Raw genomic sequence first — 15,767 nt, 5'->3', positions numbered from 1 at the left:
AAAGGGCCGGGAAATCCCGGCCCTTCTTAACGGTCTTCGCTCGGGGGTCAGCCGATCGCGACGGCTTTCACTTCGTCGTCGATATAGGGAACATATTGCTCGAAATTGTCCGAGAACATTTTCACCAGTTTGGCGGCCTGCGCGTCATAGGCGTTCGGGTCGACCCACGTGTCGCGCGGGTTCAGAAGCTTGGTGTCAACGCCAGCCACCAGAACCGGAACTTCGAAGCCGAAATTCGGATCTTTGCGGAACTGGACCGCATCCAGCGACCCGTCGAGTGCGGCATCGAGAAGCGCGCGGGTGGCCTTGATGGGCATACGCGAGCCTTCGCCGAACTTGCCACCGGTCCAACCGGTGTTCACCAGCCAGCAGGATGCACCGTTCTTTGCGATCTTCTCGGCCAGCAGCTTGCCGTAGACTTCCGGACGACGCGGCATGAAGGGCGCACCGAAGCAGGTGGAGAAGGTCGGGATGGGCTCGACCACACCGATTTCCGTGCCCGGAGTTTTCGAGGTGAAGCCCGAAAGGAAGTGATACATGGCCTGTGCAGGGGTCAGGCGTGCGATGGGCGGCAGAACGCCATAGGCATCGCAGGTCAGCATGATCACGTGTTTGGGGCTACCACCGACCGAGGTTTCCGACGCATTCGAGATGTAATGCAGCGGGTAGGCACAGCGCATGTTGTCGGTGATCGAGTTGTCTTCGAAGTTGAGATCCAGCGTCTCGGGATCGAAGGTCATGTTCTCGACCACGGTGCCGAACATCGAGCAGGTTGCGTAGATCTCGGGCTCGGCTTCGGCCGAGAGGTTGATCGTTTTCGCGTAGCAGCCGCCTTCGAAGTTGAAGATGCCCTCGTCCGACCAGCCATGCTCGTCATCGCCGATCAGCGTGCGCGACGGGCTTGCCGAAAGCGTGGTCTTGCCGGTGCCCGACAGGCCGAAGAAGATGGCCGCATCATCGGGATTATCGATGGCGTGGTTGGCCGAGCAGTGCATCGGCATGATGCCATTGCCGGGCAGGATGTAGTTGAGAAGGGAGAACACGCCCTTCTTGTTTTCGCCCGCATATTCGGTGTTGCCGATGAGGATGAGCTTCTTCGAGAAGTTCAGCGCGATCACCGTTTCCGAGCGGCAGCCGTGGCGTTCGGGGTCGGCTTTGAAGCTCGGGCAGTTCACGATGGTGAATTCCGGAACAAAGTTGTCCAGCTCGGAACGCTCGGGGCGGCGCAGCATGGTGCGGATGAAGAGGTTGTGCCATGCGAGTTCGGATACCACGCGCACATCAAGACGATGCGCCGGATCGGCACCGCCGAACAGATCCTGCACGAAGTAGTCGCGGCCCGCCATATGCGCGAGCATATCGGCATGCAGCAGATCGAACTTGTCTTCGTCCATCGGATTGTTGTTTTCCCACCAGATGGTGTTCTCAACTTCGGGGGTGCGGACAACAAACTTGTCTTTGGGCGAGCGGCCGGTATGCGCACCGGTCGTGCAATAGAATGCGCCGCCCTTACCAAGGGTGCCTTCATTGCGTTTGAGCGCCTCTTCGACCAGCGCCGGCTCGATCAGGTTGTAATAGACATTGCCCAGTCCAGAAATGCCTTGATCTTCCAGGCGCTGTGCCGGGTTCACGTGTCCGATGATCATCTGTAGCTCCCGAATGCCGTCGTAGTGCGGCGGTTCAATGGAATCCTCCCGATCCATCCGGGCCTTGGACGGATCGCCTTCGGTGCCAGAAGTGCACCGGATAATCGACCATATACCACGCTAAAATCTTTAGGGAACACAGGGTGCGCTACCGTTAGCGTTATCATTTGCACTTTAGCGCAACCAAACCTGAGACATAGTGACACAATCTTGTCAGTTAACCCTAAATTGAGGCTTTTGGGATGCAATCGCAGGCGGAAACGATGCGCGTTTCAGCTTCGTGTTGATTCTTCCCCTATGGATGCCGATGATGCCGAATAACTATAACCGTCCGGAAGAATGAGGGGGCAGGCTCATGTCGCGAATTGCTTTGGTCGATGATGATCGCAATATTCTTACATCGGTAGCCATGACCCTTGAGGCGGAAGGCTTCGATGTCGAGACCTATAATGACGGTCAGGCAGCACTGGATGCGTTCAACAAACGTCTCCCCGATATGGCCGTGCTGGATATCAAGATGCCCCGTATGGACGGGATGGATCTGTTGCAGCGTCTGCGCCAGAAAACGACGATGCCCGTAATTTTCCTGACCTCGAAAGATGACGAGATCGACGAGGTTCTGGGGCTGCGTATGGGCGCGGATGACTATGTCAAAAAACCCTTCAGCCAGCGCCTTCTGGTCGAGCGGATCCGCGCGCTTTTGCGGCGTCAGGACGCGCTTGAGGGTCGGACGGAAACGGCTGTAACCGAAGAGACAAAGGTGATTACGCGTGGTGCGCTGGTGATGGACCCGCTGCGCCATTCGGTCAGCTGGAAGGGGAAGGACGTTACCCTGACCGTCACGGAATTCCTGCTGTTGCAGGCTCTGGCGCAGCGCCCGGGCTTTGTGAAATCGCGCGATCAGTTGATGGATGTGGCCTATGATGATCAGGTCTATGTCGATGACCGCACGATCGACAGCCATATCAAACGCCTTCGCAAGAAAATGCGCAGCGTTGACGAGGATTTTTCGGCCATCGAAACGCTTTATGGCATCGGTTACCGTTATAACGAAGAATGAGCATCGCGGGACGGATCGGGTTGAGCCTTGGGATGAGTACCAAGAAACGGAACACGGAAACGACGGCGGTCGATCTGGGGGAGGACTGGGTCGCGGGCAGTGGCGCTGTCGATGATGGCATTGCCAAGCGACGCGAGAAGCGGAGCCTGATCTCGTTGAACCGCTCGCCTCTGGCGCGCAAGATCATCACCTTCAACCTTTTGGCAATGGTCGTGCTGGTGGCGGGGGTTCTGTATCTGAACCCGTTCCGTGACAGTCTCGTTGTGCAACGCGAAAATGCGATTGTTGTCGAGGCCGAGCTGATCGCCGATGTATTCGAGGCGAGACTGCCGAAGACTGCGCCGGTCAATCTGGCGGCGGGGGACGGTATCGATGTTGTCGATACGCTTTCAGGGGTCCAGCTTCCGGCGGGGTCTGCGCTGTATGTCTTTGATGCTGCGGGGAATCTTCTGATCAGTTCCGATGACGTGGCCACTGCGCCTGCGGCGGATGTAACGGGGCGGCGCGACGATACTCGCTCGACGCTGATCACCGATATTCTCGGGCGCGGCTGGGAGCTGGCCTCCTCGCTGATCCATCGCGGGGAGGGCGGCGCGCCGGTCAGCACGCAGGTCATCGCGCAGGATCTCAATGCCGAGCTGAGCCCCGGTGTGACCCGCATGGATACCCGTCGTGATATCAGTGGCGCGACAATTTTCTCTGTGGCAACAGGGATCTATCAGGATAACCGCATTGTGGGGTCGATCGCGCTGACCTCGGCTGCGGGCGAAATCGACCATCTGGTGCGGGTCGAGCGCGAGCAGGTTCTGCAGATGTTCGTGATCGCGATCATCGTGTCGATCGGGTTGTCTCTGGTGCTGGCGTCAACGATTGCCAACCCGATTTCCGATCTTGCCGCCGCCGCCGAGATCGGCAGCGAGCGTCATGCCCGCAAGATGAGCCCGTCGCGCGTGCGCATCCCCGATCTGTCGGCCCGCCCCGATGAGATCGGTCGCCTTTCCGGTGCGTTGCGCGGCATGGTCACGGCACTTTACGACCGTATCGACGCCAATGAACAATTCGCCGCCGATGTCAGCCACGAGATCAAGAACCCGCTTGCCAGCCTGCGCTCTGCCGTGGCTTCGCTGCGCATGGTGAAAAAGGAAGAGCATCGCGAGAAGCTTCTGGATGTGATCGACCACGACGTGCGTCGTCTGGACCGGCTGGTTTCCGATATTTCCAATGCCTCGCGCCTTGATTCCGAATTGGTGAAAGAGGAAGAAGAAGCCTTCGACCTGATTCATACGGTCGATAACCTCGCGCAGTATCTCGGGGCTCAGGCGAAGGAAAAAGGGGTTGATTTCATCACCGACCTGCCGTCGGACCCGATCATTATCAATGGTCTCGAAGGGCGTCTGGCGCAAGTCTTCGTCAACCTGATCACCAATGCGATTTCCTTCAGCGAAGAGGGGGATGCCGTGCGGGTCTGGGCGCGCAAGCGTGACAACCGCGTGCTGGTGGTGGTTGAGGATACGGGGCCGGGTATTCCGGAAGAGGCGCTGTCGAAAGTGTTCAAGCGGTTCTATTCGCAGCGGCCCGAGGGGCAATTCGGCGACCATTCCGGTCTTGGGCTGGCGATCTCGAAGCAGATCGTGGAGGCGCATGGCGGTGTGATCTGGGCCGAGAATATCCGTCCCACCGATGCCGATGTCACCTCCGAGCCTCTGGGCGCGCGCTTCGTTGTCGGCCTGCCGTTCTAAGCCCAGATGAGTGCTCGCCACAATCTGCATGCAAGCTGTGTGGCCCTTGATGCGCAGCACGCTGTGCTGATTATGGGCGCGTCCGGCAGCGGGAAATCGACGCTCGCACTGCGGCTTATGGCCTTCGGGGCACATCTTGTCGCGGATGACAGAACCGACCTCCGATGCGAATCTGGACAGATACTGGCATCGGCGCCGTTGGCGATCCGCGGGCGCATAGAGGCGCGCGGCGTCGGGATTCTATCTGCGGATGCTTTGAGTGATGTAATTCTCTCTCTGGTTGTGGATCTTGACCGGATCGAGACAGAAAGGCTTCCGCCGCAGCGCAATATCTCTCTCTACGGGGTCTCTCTGCCTCTTGTGCTGCAGGCGCAACATAGTCATCTTGATGCAGCGATCTGGCAATTTCTGAAAGCCGGGAGAGTGGCGTGACCGAAGCGGCCCATTGTGGAACAGACGAGCGAAGCCAGCGTGTTGTGCTGGTCACCGGCCCTTCGGGAGCGGGGCGCTCGACTGCGATTGCGGCGCTTGAGGATCTTGGTTACGAGACCATCGACAATCTTCCGCTTTCGATGGTGCCGCGTGTGCTGGACGGGCCGGTGCTCCAGCCGATTGCGTTGGGAATCGATGTCCGGAACCGCGAGTTCAGTGCAACCCGTTTGATCGAGCTGATCGACCGCCTGACGCGCGAGCCCGAGATCCAGCTCGAAGTGCTTTACATGGATGCGGACACAGCCGTTCTGCAGCGCCGTTACTCCGAGACGCGCCGCCGTCATCCGCTGTCGCCCGATGATGCGCCCGAAGAAGGCATCCTGCGCGAGATTGATCTGTTGGTGCCGATCCGTGTGCGGGCGGATATCCTGATCGACAGTTCCACGATGACGGTCCATGATGCCCGCGCCGAGATCAATCGCCTGTTCGATCAGCGCAAGACGGCAGGATTGGCGGTCTCGGTGCATAGTTTCAGCTATAAGCGTGGGGTGCCGCGCGGGCTTGATGTGATGTTCGATTGCCGTTTTCTGGCCAATCCGCATTGGCAACCGGAATTGCGGCCCAAGGACGGGCGTGACCCGTCTGTGGCCGCACATGTGGCCGCAGATCCACGCTATCGTGACTTCTTCGACAAGGTGATGGGGCTTCTTCTTTTCACTTTGCCTGCCCATGTTGAGGAAGGGAAAACACATTTGGCCGTAGGCTTTGGATGTACAGGGGGCAAACACCGCTCGGTTGCCCTTACGGAAGCTGTCTCTGGTGCTCTTGCAGAGGCGGGGTGGCACGTGTCTAAACGCCACAGAGAATTGGAACGGCGGGGGGTAGAGCTGCCCGCATCTGGAACGGGAAACGGCGCTTGATCGGGATCGTGATTGTCGCTCATGGTGGATTGGCCCGCGAGTATCTCGCGGCGGTGGAGCATGTCGTGGGGCCGCAGATGGGCATCCGCGCCATCACGATCGAGGATGGCCATGACCGCGCAGAAAAGCAGATCGAGATTCGGGCTGCGGCGGATTCTGTGGATAGCGGCGACGGAGTTGTCGTGGTGACCGATATGTTCGGCGCGTCCCCGTCCAATCTGAGCCTGAAAGCCTGCGAGAATTGCGAGCGCGAGATCATTTATGGTGCCAATTTGCCACTATTGATCAAGCTTGCGAAGTCCAGAAGCCTTGGTGTGCATGCCGCTGTCGAAGCGGCTCTTGATGCAGGGCGTAAATATATCAATAGTTACTCTGCCTATGGGAGCAGGGAAGGAATGCATGGCGCATCAGGAGCTTAAGATCATAAACGAGAAGGGGCTGCATGCGCGTGCCTCTGCCAAATTCGTTGAGGTCGTTGAAAGGTTCGACGCCCGTGCCGAGGTCTCGAAAGACGGGATGAGTGTTTCGGGGGATTCTATCATGGGGCTGTTGATGCTGGCTGCTTCACGTGGAACGTCCATCGAAGTTCAGACAAGCGGACCGGAAGCCGACGCGCTGATGCAGGCGCTTTCCGCCCTTGTGGGCGACTATTTCGGCGAGGGGTTCTAGCCCGCGCGTCGCGCAGTGCAAACCAAGAGGTCTGTCATGAACCAGATGCCGCAATCTGAGTTGAAAGGGGCCGGGGTGACGGGGCAGTCTTCTGTCTTGCAGCGCGACAGGACTGCCGAAGACATCCGGACAGACGAGGGGTTCCAGACGGTTCAGAAGCCCTATGACAAGCGCCGCCTGTCCTATGCGGGCACCTTCAGCAATCCGTTCAAACGTCTGGTGATCCGGCTTGTCGAGTGGGCCACAGCCAAGGTGCAGATCCTGCGTGTCATACGGCAGTTCGAAACGCGCGGTATCCCTGCGGGGCAAGCCTTCTGGGCGCAGGCGTTGGAGATCATGGGGATTACGGTGACGACGCCCGCCGAGGAGATCGCGCGTATTCCGGCCAAGGGGCCCTTAGTGATCGTGGCCAATCATCCGCATGGGCTGGTGGACGGGATGGTGCTGGCCGAGGTGATCGGGCGGGTGCGCGGGGATTACAAGATCCTGACACGCAATTTGCTGACCGGTCTTCCCGAGATCGCGCAATTCATGATCCCCGTGCCCTTCGCCCATGAACCGAATGCGCGCGAGGAGGGGTTAAAGATGCGGGCCGACGCCATGCTCCATCTCAAGCGTGGTGGCTGTATCGTGTTGTTTCCGGCAGGGTCTGTGGCGGCCTCCGACAGTTTCTTCGGCCCGGTGGTCGAGAAAGAGTGGAACCCCTTTACCGCGAAAATGGTGGCGCGTTCGAAAGCGCAGGTGCTGCCGGTCCGCTTCCCGACGCATAATTCGCGGCTTTACCAGATTGCCAATCAGCTTTCCGCGACGTTGCGTCAGTCTTTGCTGCTTTACGAGATCCGCGCGGCGTTTCACAAGCCGCAGCGCCCTATTATCGGGCATGTCAAACAGCCCGACGAGATGGCAGAGGCGCTTGGCAATCCGCGTCAATGGCTTGCGGATATGCGCGAGGAGACGCTGTCCCTGCGCGGGTAAAGAAAAGCCCGGCATGACCCGGGCTTCGTGTCAGCGTGTCGGGACGGGCGTTTCGCCGCGATAATCATAAAAACCGCGACCCGATTTGCGGCCCAGCCATCCGGCTTCGACATATTTCGTCAGCAGCGGGCAGGGGCGGTATTTGGTGTCGGCCAGCCCGTCATGCAGCACGTTCATGATGGCGAGGCAGGTGTCGAGACCGATGAAATCCGCCAGCTCCAGCGGCCCCATCGGATGTGCCGCGCCCAGTTTCATCGACTGGTCGATCGAGATCACATTCCCCACGCCCTCGTAAAGCGCATAGACCGCCTCATTGATCATCGGGATCAGGATGCGGTTCACGATGAAGGCCGGGAAATCTTCGGCGCTTGCATGGGTTTTGCCAAGCTTCTCAACAACTTCCTTCAGCGCGCTGAAGGTGACATCATCGGTGGCGATGCCGCGGATCAGCTCGACAAGCTGCATCACCGGCACAGGGTTCATGAAATGGACCCCCATGAATTTCTCGGGCCGGTCGGTGCGCGAGGCGAGGCGCGTGATCGAGATCGACGAGGTGTTCGAGGCCAGAATCGTATGCGGCGCGAGATGCGGTAGCAGATCTTCGAAAATGGCGGATTTGACCGATTCGCGTTCGGTGGCGGCCTCGATGATCAGATCCATCGGCCCCAGATCGGTCAGGGTGAGCGTTGTCGAAATCTTAGCCAGAGCCGCGTCGCGTTCTTCGGCCGTGATTTTTTCACGTGAAACCTGCCGGTCCAGATTCTTGCGAATCGTCGCAAGGCCCTTATCCAGCCCGTCTTGTGAAATATCGTTCAGCAGAACCTCAAACCCGGCAAGCGCGAAGACATGGGCAATCCCGTTGCCCATCTGCCCTGCACCTACGATGCCAACTGTCTGAATCGTCATGGCGATCCCCCTCTCATTTCTGCAACTGCACAGTAGGGTGCCAAAGGCTTTCGCCGCAAGGGGAAAGCTTATGGTCAATCCGGTGTGCCAAATTTTCACCTTAGTGGTTTGGTAAGGGGTTTGTAGCAGACTGCTCTCGGGTGATTAGAGACTGAGGTGGGAGATGGCCTTCGAATATCCGGGCGATGGAGCCCTTGATTACTTCCCGTGCAGATACGGAAAGTCCAAGCTGTTGTTTCGTGGGCCGCGGCGTCGGCTTGACGTTCCGTTCGTATCCGCGATTGGCGGGTCTGAAACCTATGGTAAGTTCGTAGAGACGCCTTGGCCGGAACTGGTCGAACAGAAGATCGGTATGCAGGTCGTGAATTTCGGCTACCTCAATGCCGGTATCGACGTATTTCTACACGAGCCGCAGATGACCGAAATTCTGCAAAAATCGCATGTCAGCGTGATCCAGCTGATGGGCGCGCAGAATATGTCGAACCGGTTCTACGCCGTGCATCCGCGCCGGAATGACCGTTTCTTGCGCGCTTCAAATCTGATGCGCGCGGTCTTCAACGATGTGGATTTCACCGAATTCAATTTTACGCGCCATATGCTGACAGCCCTGCAACGCCGCGCACCCGACCGGTTCGACTCGCTGGCGCAGGAACTGCAGATGGCGTGGGTCTCGCGGATGAACAAGCTGCTGGACCGCATTCCTGGACGCAAGGTGCTGCTATCGCTGCATGATTACGGCGATCCGGCACAGAATGATCCGTTGGGGCCAGAGCCGTTGATGGTGACGAAAGATATGCTGGATCAGGTGCGTGCCCGCGCCGATGTCGTGGTCGAGATCGAGCCGTCGATGCAGGCGCGCCGCTCGGGGACCGAGGGGATGCATTTCGCCGCGATGGAAGAGCCCGCAGCTCTGACCATGCCGGGACCGCAGGTGCATGACGAAATCGCCGAGGCGCTTGCTCCGGTTCTGGCAAAGATGATCTGATGCAGAAAGGGGGGCGTAAGGCCCCCCTTTCTAGCTTTCGCTGATCTAGTGGATCAGATTTTCGAGGTGAGTTCCGGAACAGCCGTGAAGAGATCCGCCACCAGACCGTAATCGGCCACTTGGAAGATCGGTGCTTCTTCGTCCTTGTTGATCGCGACGATCACCTTGGAATCCTTCATCCCCGCCAAGTGCTGGATCGCACCCGAAATACCGCAGGCGATATAAAGATCGGGGGCAACGACCTTGCCGGTCTGACCCACTTGCCAATCATTCGGCGCAAATCCCGAGTCGACGGCGGCGCGCGATGCACCAACTGCCGCGCCCAGCTTGTCGGCCAATGCGGAGATGATCGCGAAATCCTCTTCCGACCCAACGCCGCGGCCACCCGAGACCACGATCTTGGCAGAGGTCAGTTCGGGACGGTCGCTTTCGGCAACGCGGTCCTCGACCCAAGCGGACAGGGCCTTGTCGCCCGTTGCCGCACCGGCTTCGATGGCAGCTGCTCCGCCTGCCGGAGCCGCTTCGAAAGATGCGGTGCGCACGGTCAGAACTTTGGTTGCATCCTTCGACTTCACGGTCTGGATGGCGTTTCCGGCATAGACGGGGCGTTCGAACGTATCGGCATCGATAATGGCCGTCACATCCGAGAGCACCATCACGTCCAGCAGGGCCGCCACGCGCGGCAGTACGTTTTTGGCCGAGGCTGTCGAGGGCGCAACGATATGGCTGAACCCGCCCGCCATCGCGACGATCAGATCGGCCAGCGGTTCGGCGAGACCGTGGGCATAGGCCGCATCATCGACATTCACGACCTTGCTGACACCCGACAGTCCGGCCACGGTGGAGGCATCCACACCTTCACCCGCGACCAGAACGGTCACGTCGCCCAAGGCCACAGCCGCCGAAAGCGCCTTTGCGGTGGCGTCCAGCGCGACCTCTTTGCCTGCGATTTCTGCAATCAGAAGAACAGCCATTACAGAGCCCCCGCTTCTTTGAGTTTCGTCACCAGCTCGTCGACCGACCCGACCTTCACGCCTGCGGCGCGGCCTGCGGGCTCGGCAGTTTTGACGATTTCGAGACGCGGCGCGACATCGACGCCGTAATCGGCCGCGGTTTTCGCTTCCAGCGGCTTTTTCTTTGCCTTCATGATGTTGGGCAGCGACGCATAGCGCGGCTCGTTCAGGCGCAGGTCGGCGGTAATGATCGCGGGAAGCTTGACCTTGATGGTCTGCAAGCCGCCATCGACCTCGCGCGTCACCTGTGCCTCGTCGCCGGTGATTTCCACCGAAGACGCGAAGGTGGCCTGCGACCAGCCCAGCAGGGCCGAAAGCATCTGGCCCGTAGCATTCATATCATTATCAATGGCTTGCTTGCCAGCAATCACCAGGCCGGGGGCCTCTTCGGCCACCACTTTGGCCAGAATTTTGGCGACAGCGAGCGGCTCGATATCGGTGTGAACATCCTCGGCGGCCTCAACAAGGATCGCACGATCCGCGCCCATGGCGAGTGCGGTGCGCAGCGTGTCCTGCGCCTGCTTGACGCCGATCGACACCACGACGATCTCCGTCGCCGCACCCTTTTCCTTCAGGCGGATCGCCTCTTCCACAGCGATTTCGTCGAACGGGTTCATCGACATTTTCACATTCGCCAGATCGACACCGCTCCCATCCGCTTTCACACGGACTTTCACGTTATAATCGATCACGCGCTTGACGGGTACGAGGACCTTCATATGCGTGGTGCTCCCTTAGTTTTCTGGCCCTTACGGGGCTTAAATTGGAGTTCGGGGTTATTGTTACAACGCGGCGCTGCAGAGAAACAGGGGAAAACCGACCCACCTTAGTCTCGCTGCGGCATGGAGTCGCGTCTGCTATACGGAATGTTCCTGCTACCGGTTCGCGCCGGGAACCCAGAGGATATCGCTGCGCCCTTCGTCATTGGCCATCCGCGCTGCGGCAAAGAGCCAATCCGATAGACGATTGAGATATTTGACAGAATGTGGGTTGACCTGTTCCACCTCCATCAGGGCCACGGCTTCGCGTTCCGCGCGGCGGGCCACGGTGCGGGCATGGTGGAGATGCGCCGCGCAGGCCGTGCCGCCGGGGAGGATGAAGCTGCGCAGGGGCTCCAGCACGTCGGTCATTGCGTCAATTTCGGTCTCCAGCCGGTCGGTCTGGCTTTGGAGGATACGCAAGACCTCGTAGCCCGCTTGCTCATCGCGCTCCGGATCGGGCCGCGCCAGATCGGCACCGAGGTCGAACAGGTCGTTCTGGATGCGCGCAATCTGGTCCTGCAGCTCGCCTTGGGCATGGAGCCGCGCCAGCCCGAGCACGGCGTTCAGCTCATCGACCGTGCCATAGCTGTTCACGCGCGCAGAGGATTTCGCGACGCGTTGCCCGTCGACCAGCGCGGTTTGTCCGCCATCGCCGGTGCGGGTGTAAATCTTGTTCAAGACGACCATCTGGTTCCTCTTTCCGAACAGGGTGTTACGTCGGGCGCATCTTAGGGCGTCAACCTTTGCTTGCAAGCCAATCAAGGGCACGCACCGGCAAAAATCGGCGGGCAATGGCCATAATATGGGTCGGAACCGTGATCGCATAGCGTGCGCGTGGATGCTGTGCGGTGAGCGCGGTCAGGATTTTCCGTGTCACGGCAGAGGCCGGAAGCTCGAATCTGTCGGGGCCCTGTTTGGGTTCATAAAGGCGTTTGAGCAGGCTCGCTTCATATTGTGCGCGGCGCGGCGAGGCGCGCCAGTCGATCCAGCGTTCGAAATGCGGGATCGAATTGGCGCGGATGCGGGAGGTAATGGGGCCGGGTTCGATCAGCACGAACTTGATGCCGGTGTCCTTCATTTCCTGCCGCATCACATCGGTCAGCCCCTCAAGGGCGAATTTTGTTGACACATAGGCCGCCCGCCAGCGCACGCCCACTAGGCCAAGCACCGAGGAACATTGCAGAATACGCCCCTCGCCATTCTCGCCCTGCTGGCGCATCACCTTGATCGCGCGGCAGGTCAGATCATGCAGGCCGAAGAGGTTGGTCTCGAAGATCTCGCGCAGTGCGCCTGCGGGCAGGTCTTCGGCGGCACCGGGGCAGGCGAAGGCCGCATTGTTGTAAAGCGCATCCAGCCGCCCGCCGGTCAGCTCCAGGGCCTGTGCGAAACCGCGTGCGATAGAGGTGGGGTCGGCCATGTCCAGTTGCACGCATTGCAGTCCCTCGGCACGCAGCCTGTCGCAGTCTTCGGGTTTGCGGGCACTGGCGATCACGGTCCAGCCTGCCGCTTTCAGCCCATGCGCCGCATCATAGCCGATGCCGGAAGAGCAGCCTGTGATCAGGATGGTTTTGGCCATGCCGGTTCTCCTTGAAATGACGGAAACTGCGTAGGCACTCCTGCACAGGGGCGCAAGAAAAAGCCGCAGCCTGTGGGACTGCGGCCTTGTGCCTGCTGTCTGGAACGGCGGATTAATTGGCGGGCGAGAGGAAGCGTTTGGACACCCATCCCTCGATGCCATCGCCTTCGATGCGGATTTTTGCCCAGCCGCCGTTCTGGGCAATCATCTGGACTTCCTCGCCGCGTGTGACCCCATCGACGCGCTGATACGAGGCCGCAGGCCCCGACCGCACATTGAGCGCGCCGGCCGTCACCCGCCAGACCTGCATATCGGCCGGAGTCTCCTGACCAAAGGTGCTGGCTGCCTCGGCATGGAGGTCGCGATACTCGGGCGAGCTGCGCAGGGCAGGGCCGGGCATCGGTTTCGGAAAGGCGCGGGTAATGGCGGCGGATTTCGGCGTATGTACCGGCGCGGCGGCGTCTTGCGGGACCGTGGCTGCCGCCGCAGGGGTGACAAGCGCGGCATTCACCGTTCCATCGGTCAACACGGCGGCTTGGATCAGCCCGCTTGCAGCCTGCGCGCCTGTGGCCGGTGCCTTTGCGATCTGTGCCGGTTTGTCCTCGCGGCCCGCAATCACCATGACTAAAAAAAGAGCGACTAACGTATTGAACGTCAATTTCAACATTTAACAATTCCCCCTGTCCGCGGGTCTGGCAGAACCCACGGATGATAACATGCCCGTGATTGCGCTTTCGGGGCTAACGCGTCAAGGCCGTTCGGGTTCCGCAGCAGTTTGAAATTGCGGCTGGACCGAAAGCCGCTGCCGCTTTAGAGATTTGGCCCATGAGCGAGCATGATGATGAGATTCCTTCGGCGCTGTCCTCCGAGCCGTTAAGCCGTGCAATCGGCGACCGGTATCTGACCTATGCGCTATCCACGATCATGCACCGGGCGCTGCCCGATGCACGAGACGGGCTGAAACCCGTGCATCGCCGCATTCTTTATGCGATGCGCGAATTGAAACTGTCCTCGACGGGGGGCTTCCGGAAGTCGGCCAAGATTTCCGGTGACGTGATGGGCAACTATCACCCTCACGGCGATGCGGCGATCTATGATGCGATGGCGCGTCTGGCGCAGGATTTCGCCATGCGCTATCCGCTGGTCGACGGTCAGGGTAACTTCGGCAATATCGACGGCGATAACCCCGCCGCCTCGCGCTATACCGAGGCGCGGATGGCCAAGCCCTCGGAAAGCCTGCTGGAAGGGCTGGCCGAGAACGCCGTCGATTTCCGCCCCAATTATGACGGCACGCTGGAAGAGCCGGTGGTTCTGCCCGCCGCCTTCCCGAACCTGCTGGCCAATGGGGCTTCGGGGATTGCCGTGGGGATGGCGACCAATATCCCGCCGCATAACCTTGACGAGCTGGTCGAGGCCTGTCTGGCGATGATTGCCAAGCCCGCGATCGAGGATGACGCGCTGATCGACTTTATCCCGGGCCCAGATTTCCCGACGGGCGGCGTGATCGTCGAGCCGCGCGAGAATATCCTGACCGCCTATCGCACCGGGCGCGGCGCGTTCCGTCTGCGGGCGAAATGGGAGATCGAGGACCTTGGTCGCGGCCAATGGCAGGTGATTGTCACCGAGATCCCCTATCAGGTGCAGAAATCCAAGCTGATCGAGCGTCTGGCCGAGGTCATCCAGACCAAGAAGGTGCCTGCGCTGGCCGATGTGCGCGATGAATCCGCCGAGGATGTGCGCATTGTGCTCGAGCCCAAGACCAAGACGGTCGCGCCCGAGATGCTGATGGGCATGCTGTTCAAGAATTCGGATCTCGAGGTCCGGTTCTCGATGAATATGAACGTGCTGATCGACGGGCGGGTGCCCAAGGTCTGCTCGCTCAAGGAGGTGCTGCGGGCGTTTCTGGATCACCGCCGCGATGTGCTGTGCCGTCGTTCGCAGCATCGTCTGGACAAGATCGCCCACCGCCTTGAGGTCCTGAACGGCTATATCATCGCCTATCTCAACCTTGACCGCGTGATCGAGATCATCCGCACCGAGGATGAGGCCAAGCCCGCGCTTATGCGCGAGAATTGGGCCGTGACCGATGGCGCGACTGTCTTCCTGACGGAAGTGCAGGCCGAGGCGATCCTGAATATGCGCCTGCGGTCCTTGCGCCGTCTCGAAGAGATGGAGCTGCGGCAGGAACGCGATAACCTTCTGGCCGAACGGGCAGGTCTTGAAGAGCTTCTGGGCTCGGAGAAGCTGCAGTGGAAGGCCATCGGCACCGAGCTGAAGGATATGCGCAAGCAATTCGGCAAGGGGACTGCGATTGGTGCCCGCCGCACCAGCTTTGCCGATGCGGGCGAGGTCGAGGAGGTACCGATCGAAGCGATGATCGAGCGCGAGCCGATCACCGTGATCCTGTCGCAGATGGGCTGGATCCGCGCGATGCGGGGCCATAATGCGCTTGATGCCGAAGTGAAGTTCAAGGATGGCGATGGCCCGCGCTTTGCGCTGCATGCCGAGACGACCGACCGCATTGTGATGCTGGGCGCGAATGGTCGTGCCTATACCGTGCTGGGGGCCAATCTGCCCGGCGGGCGGGGTATGGGCGAGCCGGTCCGTCTGATGGCCGATATCCCGAACGAGGTGGAGATCACCCATGTTCTGGTGCCGAAAGAGGGCGAGAAATATCTGCTGGCCTCGACGGCGGGGGATGGGTTCATCTGTCCGGCAGAAGAGCTGATCGCCCAGACCAAGAGCGGCAAGCAGGTGCTGAATGTGAAAGCCCCTGACCAGACCGCGGCCTGTGTGCCGGTGTCTGGGGATATGGTGGCCGTGGTGGGAGAGAACCGCAAGGTGCTTGTCTTCCCGCTGGGCGAGCTGCCTGAAATGGCGAAGGGCAAGGGCGTGCGCCTGCAGAAATACAAGGATGGCGGCCTGTCCGACATCCGCACGTTCACAGCCGCCGAGGGCCTGAGCTGGAAGGATCCGGCAGGGCGCACCCGTACCGAGACAGATCTTTCGGAATGGGAAGCCAAGCGGGCGACGGCGGGGCGTATGGCCCCGCGCGGGTTCCCGCGCGACAATAAGTTCAACTGAT

16 protein-coding genes are annotated in these 15,767 nt (G+C 60.1%); 9 read left to right on the top strand and 7 right to left on the bottom strand.

The annotated features are described in order from the left end of the window. Positions 1-47 precede the first annotated feature (47 nt). A complete protein-coding gene (locus AC2ISB_RS10355) occupies positions 48-1,646 on the bottom strand; it encodes a phosphoenolpyruvate carboxykinase (protein WP_486574927.1) in 1,599 nt (532 codons plus the stop codon). Between the two features lie 355 nt (positions 1,647-2,001). Between AC2ISB_RS10355 and AC2ISB_RS10350 the strand changes: the two genes are divergently transcribed. From AC2ISB_RS10350 to AC2ISB_RS10320, 7 genes are read left to right on the top strand one after another with little or no spacing between them, the layout of a single operon-like run. After that, positions 2,002-2,706, top strand: coding sequence for a response regulator transcription factor (locus AC2ISB_RS10350; protein WP_339108123.1), 705 nt, complete (start codon positions 2,002-2,004; stop codon positions 2,704-2,706). 32 nt (positions 2,707-2,738) lie between these two features. Continuing rightward, a complete protein-coding gene (locus AC2ISB_RS10345; protein ID WP_406721244.1) occupies positions 2,739-4,445 on the top strand; it encodes a sensor N-terminal transmembrane domain-containing protein in 1,707 nt (568 codons plus the stop codon). 6 nt (positions 4,446-4,451) lie between these two features. Continuing rightward, positions 4,452-4,877, top strand: a complete 426-nt coding sequence (locus tag AC2ISB_RS10340; protein WP_486574925.1) for an HPr kinase/phosphorylase — start codon at positions 4,452-4,454, stop codon at positions 4,875-4,877. Next, the gene (gene rapZ / locus AC2ISB_RS10335) at positions 4,874-5,797 is read left to right on the top strand and encodes an RNase adapter RapZ (RefSeq protein ID WP_486574924.1); all 924 of its coding nucleotides are present in this window, start codon (positions 4,874-4,876) and stop codon (positions 5,795-5,797) included. The genes AC2ISB_RS10340 and rapZ overlap by 4 nt, the downstream gene beginning before the upstream one ends. Further along, positions 5,794-6,216, top strand: coding sequence for a PTS sugar transporter subunit IIA (locus tag AC2ISB_RS10330; RefSeq protein WP_339108119.1), 423 nt, complete (start codon positions 5,794-5,796; stop codon positions 6,214-6,216). Before rapZ ends, AC2ISB_RS10330 begins: the two co-directional genes overlap by 4 nt. After that, positions 6,197-6,466: an HPr family phosphocarrier protein gene (locus AC2ISB_RS10325; protein WP_339108118.1), complete on the top strand. Its 270-nt coding sequence runs from the start codon at positions 6,197-6,199 to the stop codon at positions 6,464-6,466. Before AC2ISB_RS10330 ends, AC2ISB_RS10325 begins: the two co-directional genes overlap by 20 nt. A 45-nt stretch (positions 6,467-6,511) precedes the next feature. Next, positions 6,512-7,441, top strand: coding sequence for a lysophospholipid acyltransferase family protein (locus tag AC2ISB_RS10320; protein ID WP_486576792.1), 930 nt, complete (start codon positions 6,512-6,514; stop codon positions 7,439-7,441). Between the two features lie 30 nt (positions 7,442-7,471). Here AC2ISB_RS10320 and AC2ISB_RS10315 read toward each other — a convergent pair whose 3' ends face one another. Beyond that, positions 7,472-8,347, bottom strand: a complete 876-nt coding sequence (locus AC2ISB_RS10315; protein ID WP_339108116.1) for a 3-hydroxybutyryl-CoA dehydrogenase — start codon at positions 8,345-8,347, stop codon at positions 7,472-7,474. Positions 8,348-8,510: 163 nt separating this feature from the next. On the opposite strand from AC2ISB_RS10315, the gene AC2ISB_RS10310 reads away from it, so the two are divergent. Continuing rightward, positions 8,511-9,332: a DUF6473 family protein gene (locus AC2ISB_RS10310; protein WP_406736096.1), complete on the top strand. Its 822-nt coding sequence runs from the start codon at positions 8,511-8,513 to the stop codon at positions 9,330-9,332. Between the two features lie 53 nt (positions 9,333-9,385). Here AC2ISB_RS10310 and AC2ISB_RS10305 read toward each other — a convergent pair whose 3' ends face one another. From AC2ISB_RS10305 to AC2ISB_RS10285, 5 genes are all read right to left on the bottom strand, one after another. Next, a complete protein-coding gene (locus tag AC2ISB_RS10305; RefSeq protein ID WP_486574921.1) occupies positions 9,386-10,306 on the bottom strand; it encodes an electron transfer flavoprotein subunit alpha/FixB family protein in 921 nt (306 codons plus the stop codon). Continuing rightward, the gene (locus tag AC2ISB_RS10300) at positions 10,306-11,064 is read right to left on the bottom strand and encodes an electron transfer flavoprotein subunit beta/FixA family protein (RefSeq protein WP_339108113.1); all 759 of its coding nucleotides are present in this window, start codon (positions 11,062-11,064) and stop codon (positions 10,306-10,308) included. Before AC2ISB_RS10300 ends, AC2ISB_RS10305 begins: the two co-directional genes overlap by 1 nt. Before the next feature lie 156 nt (positions 11,065-11,220). Then, positions 11,221-11,793, bottom strand: a complete 573-nt coding sequence (locus tag AC2ISB_RS10295; RefSeq protein WP_486574920.1) for a cob(I)yrinic acid a,c-diamide adenosyltransferase — start codon at positions 11,791-11,793, stop codon at positions 11,221-11,223. 49 nt (positions 11,794-11,842) lie between these two features. Next, the gene (locus AC2ISB_RS10290) at positions 11,843-12,682 is read right to left on the bottom strand and encodes an SDR family NAD(P)-dependent oxidoreductase (RefSeq protein ID WP_339108110.1); all 840 of its coding nucleotides are present in this window, start codon (positions 12,680-12,682) and stop codon (positions 11,843-11,845) included. A gap of 112 nt (positions 12,683-12,794) precedes the next feature. After that, positions 12,795-13,304, bottom strand: coding sequence for an SH3 domain-containing protein (locus AC2ISB_RS10285; RefSeq protein WP_486574918.1), 510 nt, complete (start codon positions 13,302-13,304; stop codon positions 12,795-12,797). A 203-nt stretch (positions 13,305-13,507) separates the two neighbouring features. Between AC2ISB_RS10285 and parC the strand changes: the two genes are divergently transcribed. Next, on the top strand, positions 13,508-15,766 hold the full coding sequence (gene parC, locus AC2ISB_RS10280) for a DNA topoisomerase IV subunit A (protein ID WP_486574917.1): 2,259 nt from the start codon (positions 13,508-13,510) through the stop codon (positions 15,764-15,766). Position 15,767 lies beyond the last annotated feature (1 nt).

The organism is Thioclava sp. NS-SX20 (assembly GCF_057380695.1).
This window is presented reverse-complemented; position numbering and strand designations above follow the sequence as displayed.

Bases quoted from the DNA above. Each gene is read 5' to 3' on its own strand.
- AC2ISB_RS10355 (WP_486574927.1), bottom strand. From the start codon at position 1,646: ATGATCATCGGACACGTGAACCCGGCACAGCGCCTGGAAGATCAAGGC.
- AC2ISB_RS10350 (WP_339108123.1), top strand. From the start codon at position 2,002: ATGTCGCGAATTGCTTTGGTCGATGATGATCGCAATATTCTTACATCG.
- AC2ISB_RS10345 (WP_406721244.1), top strand. From the start codon at position 2,739: ATGAGTACCAAGAAACGGAACACGGAAACGACGGCGGTCGATCTGGGG.
- AC2ISB_RS10340 (WP_486574925.1), top strand. From the start codon at position 4,452: ATGAGTGCTCGCCACAATCTGCATGCAAGCTGTGTGGCCCTTGATGCG.
- AC2ISB_RS10325 (WP_339108118.1), top strand. From the start codon at position 6,197: ATGGCGCATCAGGAGCTTAAGATCATAAACGAGAAGGGGCTGCATGCG.
- AC2ISB_RS10320 (WP_486576792.1), top strand. From the start codon at position 6,512: ATGCCGCAATCTGAGTTGAAAGGGGCCGGGGTGACGGGGCAGTCTTCT.
- AC2ISB_RS10315 (WP_339108116.1), bottom strand. From the start codon at position 8,347: ATGACGATTCAGACAGTTGGCATCGTAGGTGCAGGGCAGATGGGCAAC.
- AC2ISB_RS10310 (WP_406736096.1), top strand. From the start codon at position 8,511: ATGGCCTTCGAATATCCGGGCGATGGAGCCCTTGATTACTTCCCGTGC.
- AC2ISB_RS10305 (WP_486574921.1), bottom strand. From the start codon at position 10,306: ATGGCTGTTCTTCTGATTGCAGAAATCGCAGGCAAAGAGGTCGCGCTG.
- AC2ISB_RS10300 (WP_339108113.1), bottom strand. From the start codon at position 11,064: ATGAAGGTCCTCGTACCCGTCAAGCGCGTGATCGATTATAACGTGAAA.
- AC2ISB_RS10295 (WP_486574920.1), bottom strand. From the start codon at position 11,793: ATGGTCGTCTTGAACAAGATTTACACCCGCACCGGCGATGGCGGACAA.
- AC2ISB_RS10290 (WP_339108110.1), bottom strand. From the start codon at position 12,682: ATGGCCAAAACCATCCTGATCACAGGCTGCTCTTCCGGCATCGGCTAT.
- AC2ISB_RS10285 (WP_486574918.1), bottom strand. From the start codon at position 13,304: ATGGTGATTGCGGGCCGCGAGGACAAACCGGCACAGATCGCAAAGGCA.
- parC (WP_486574917.1), top strand. From the start codon at position 13,508: ATGAGCGAGCATGATGATGAGATTCCTTCGGCGCTGTCCTCCGAGCCG.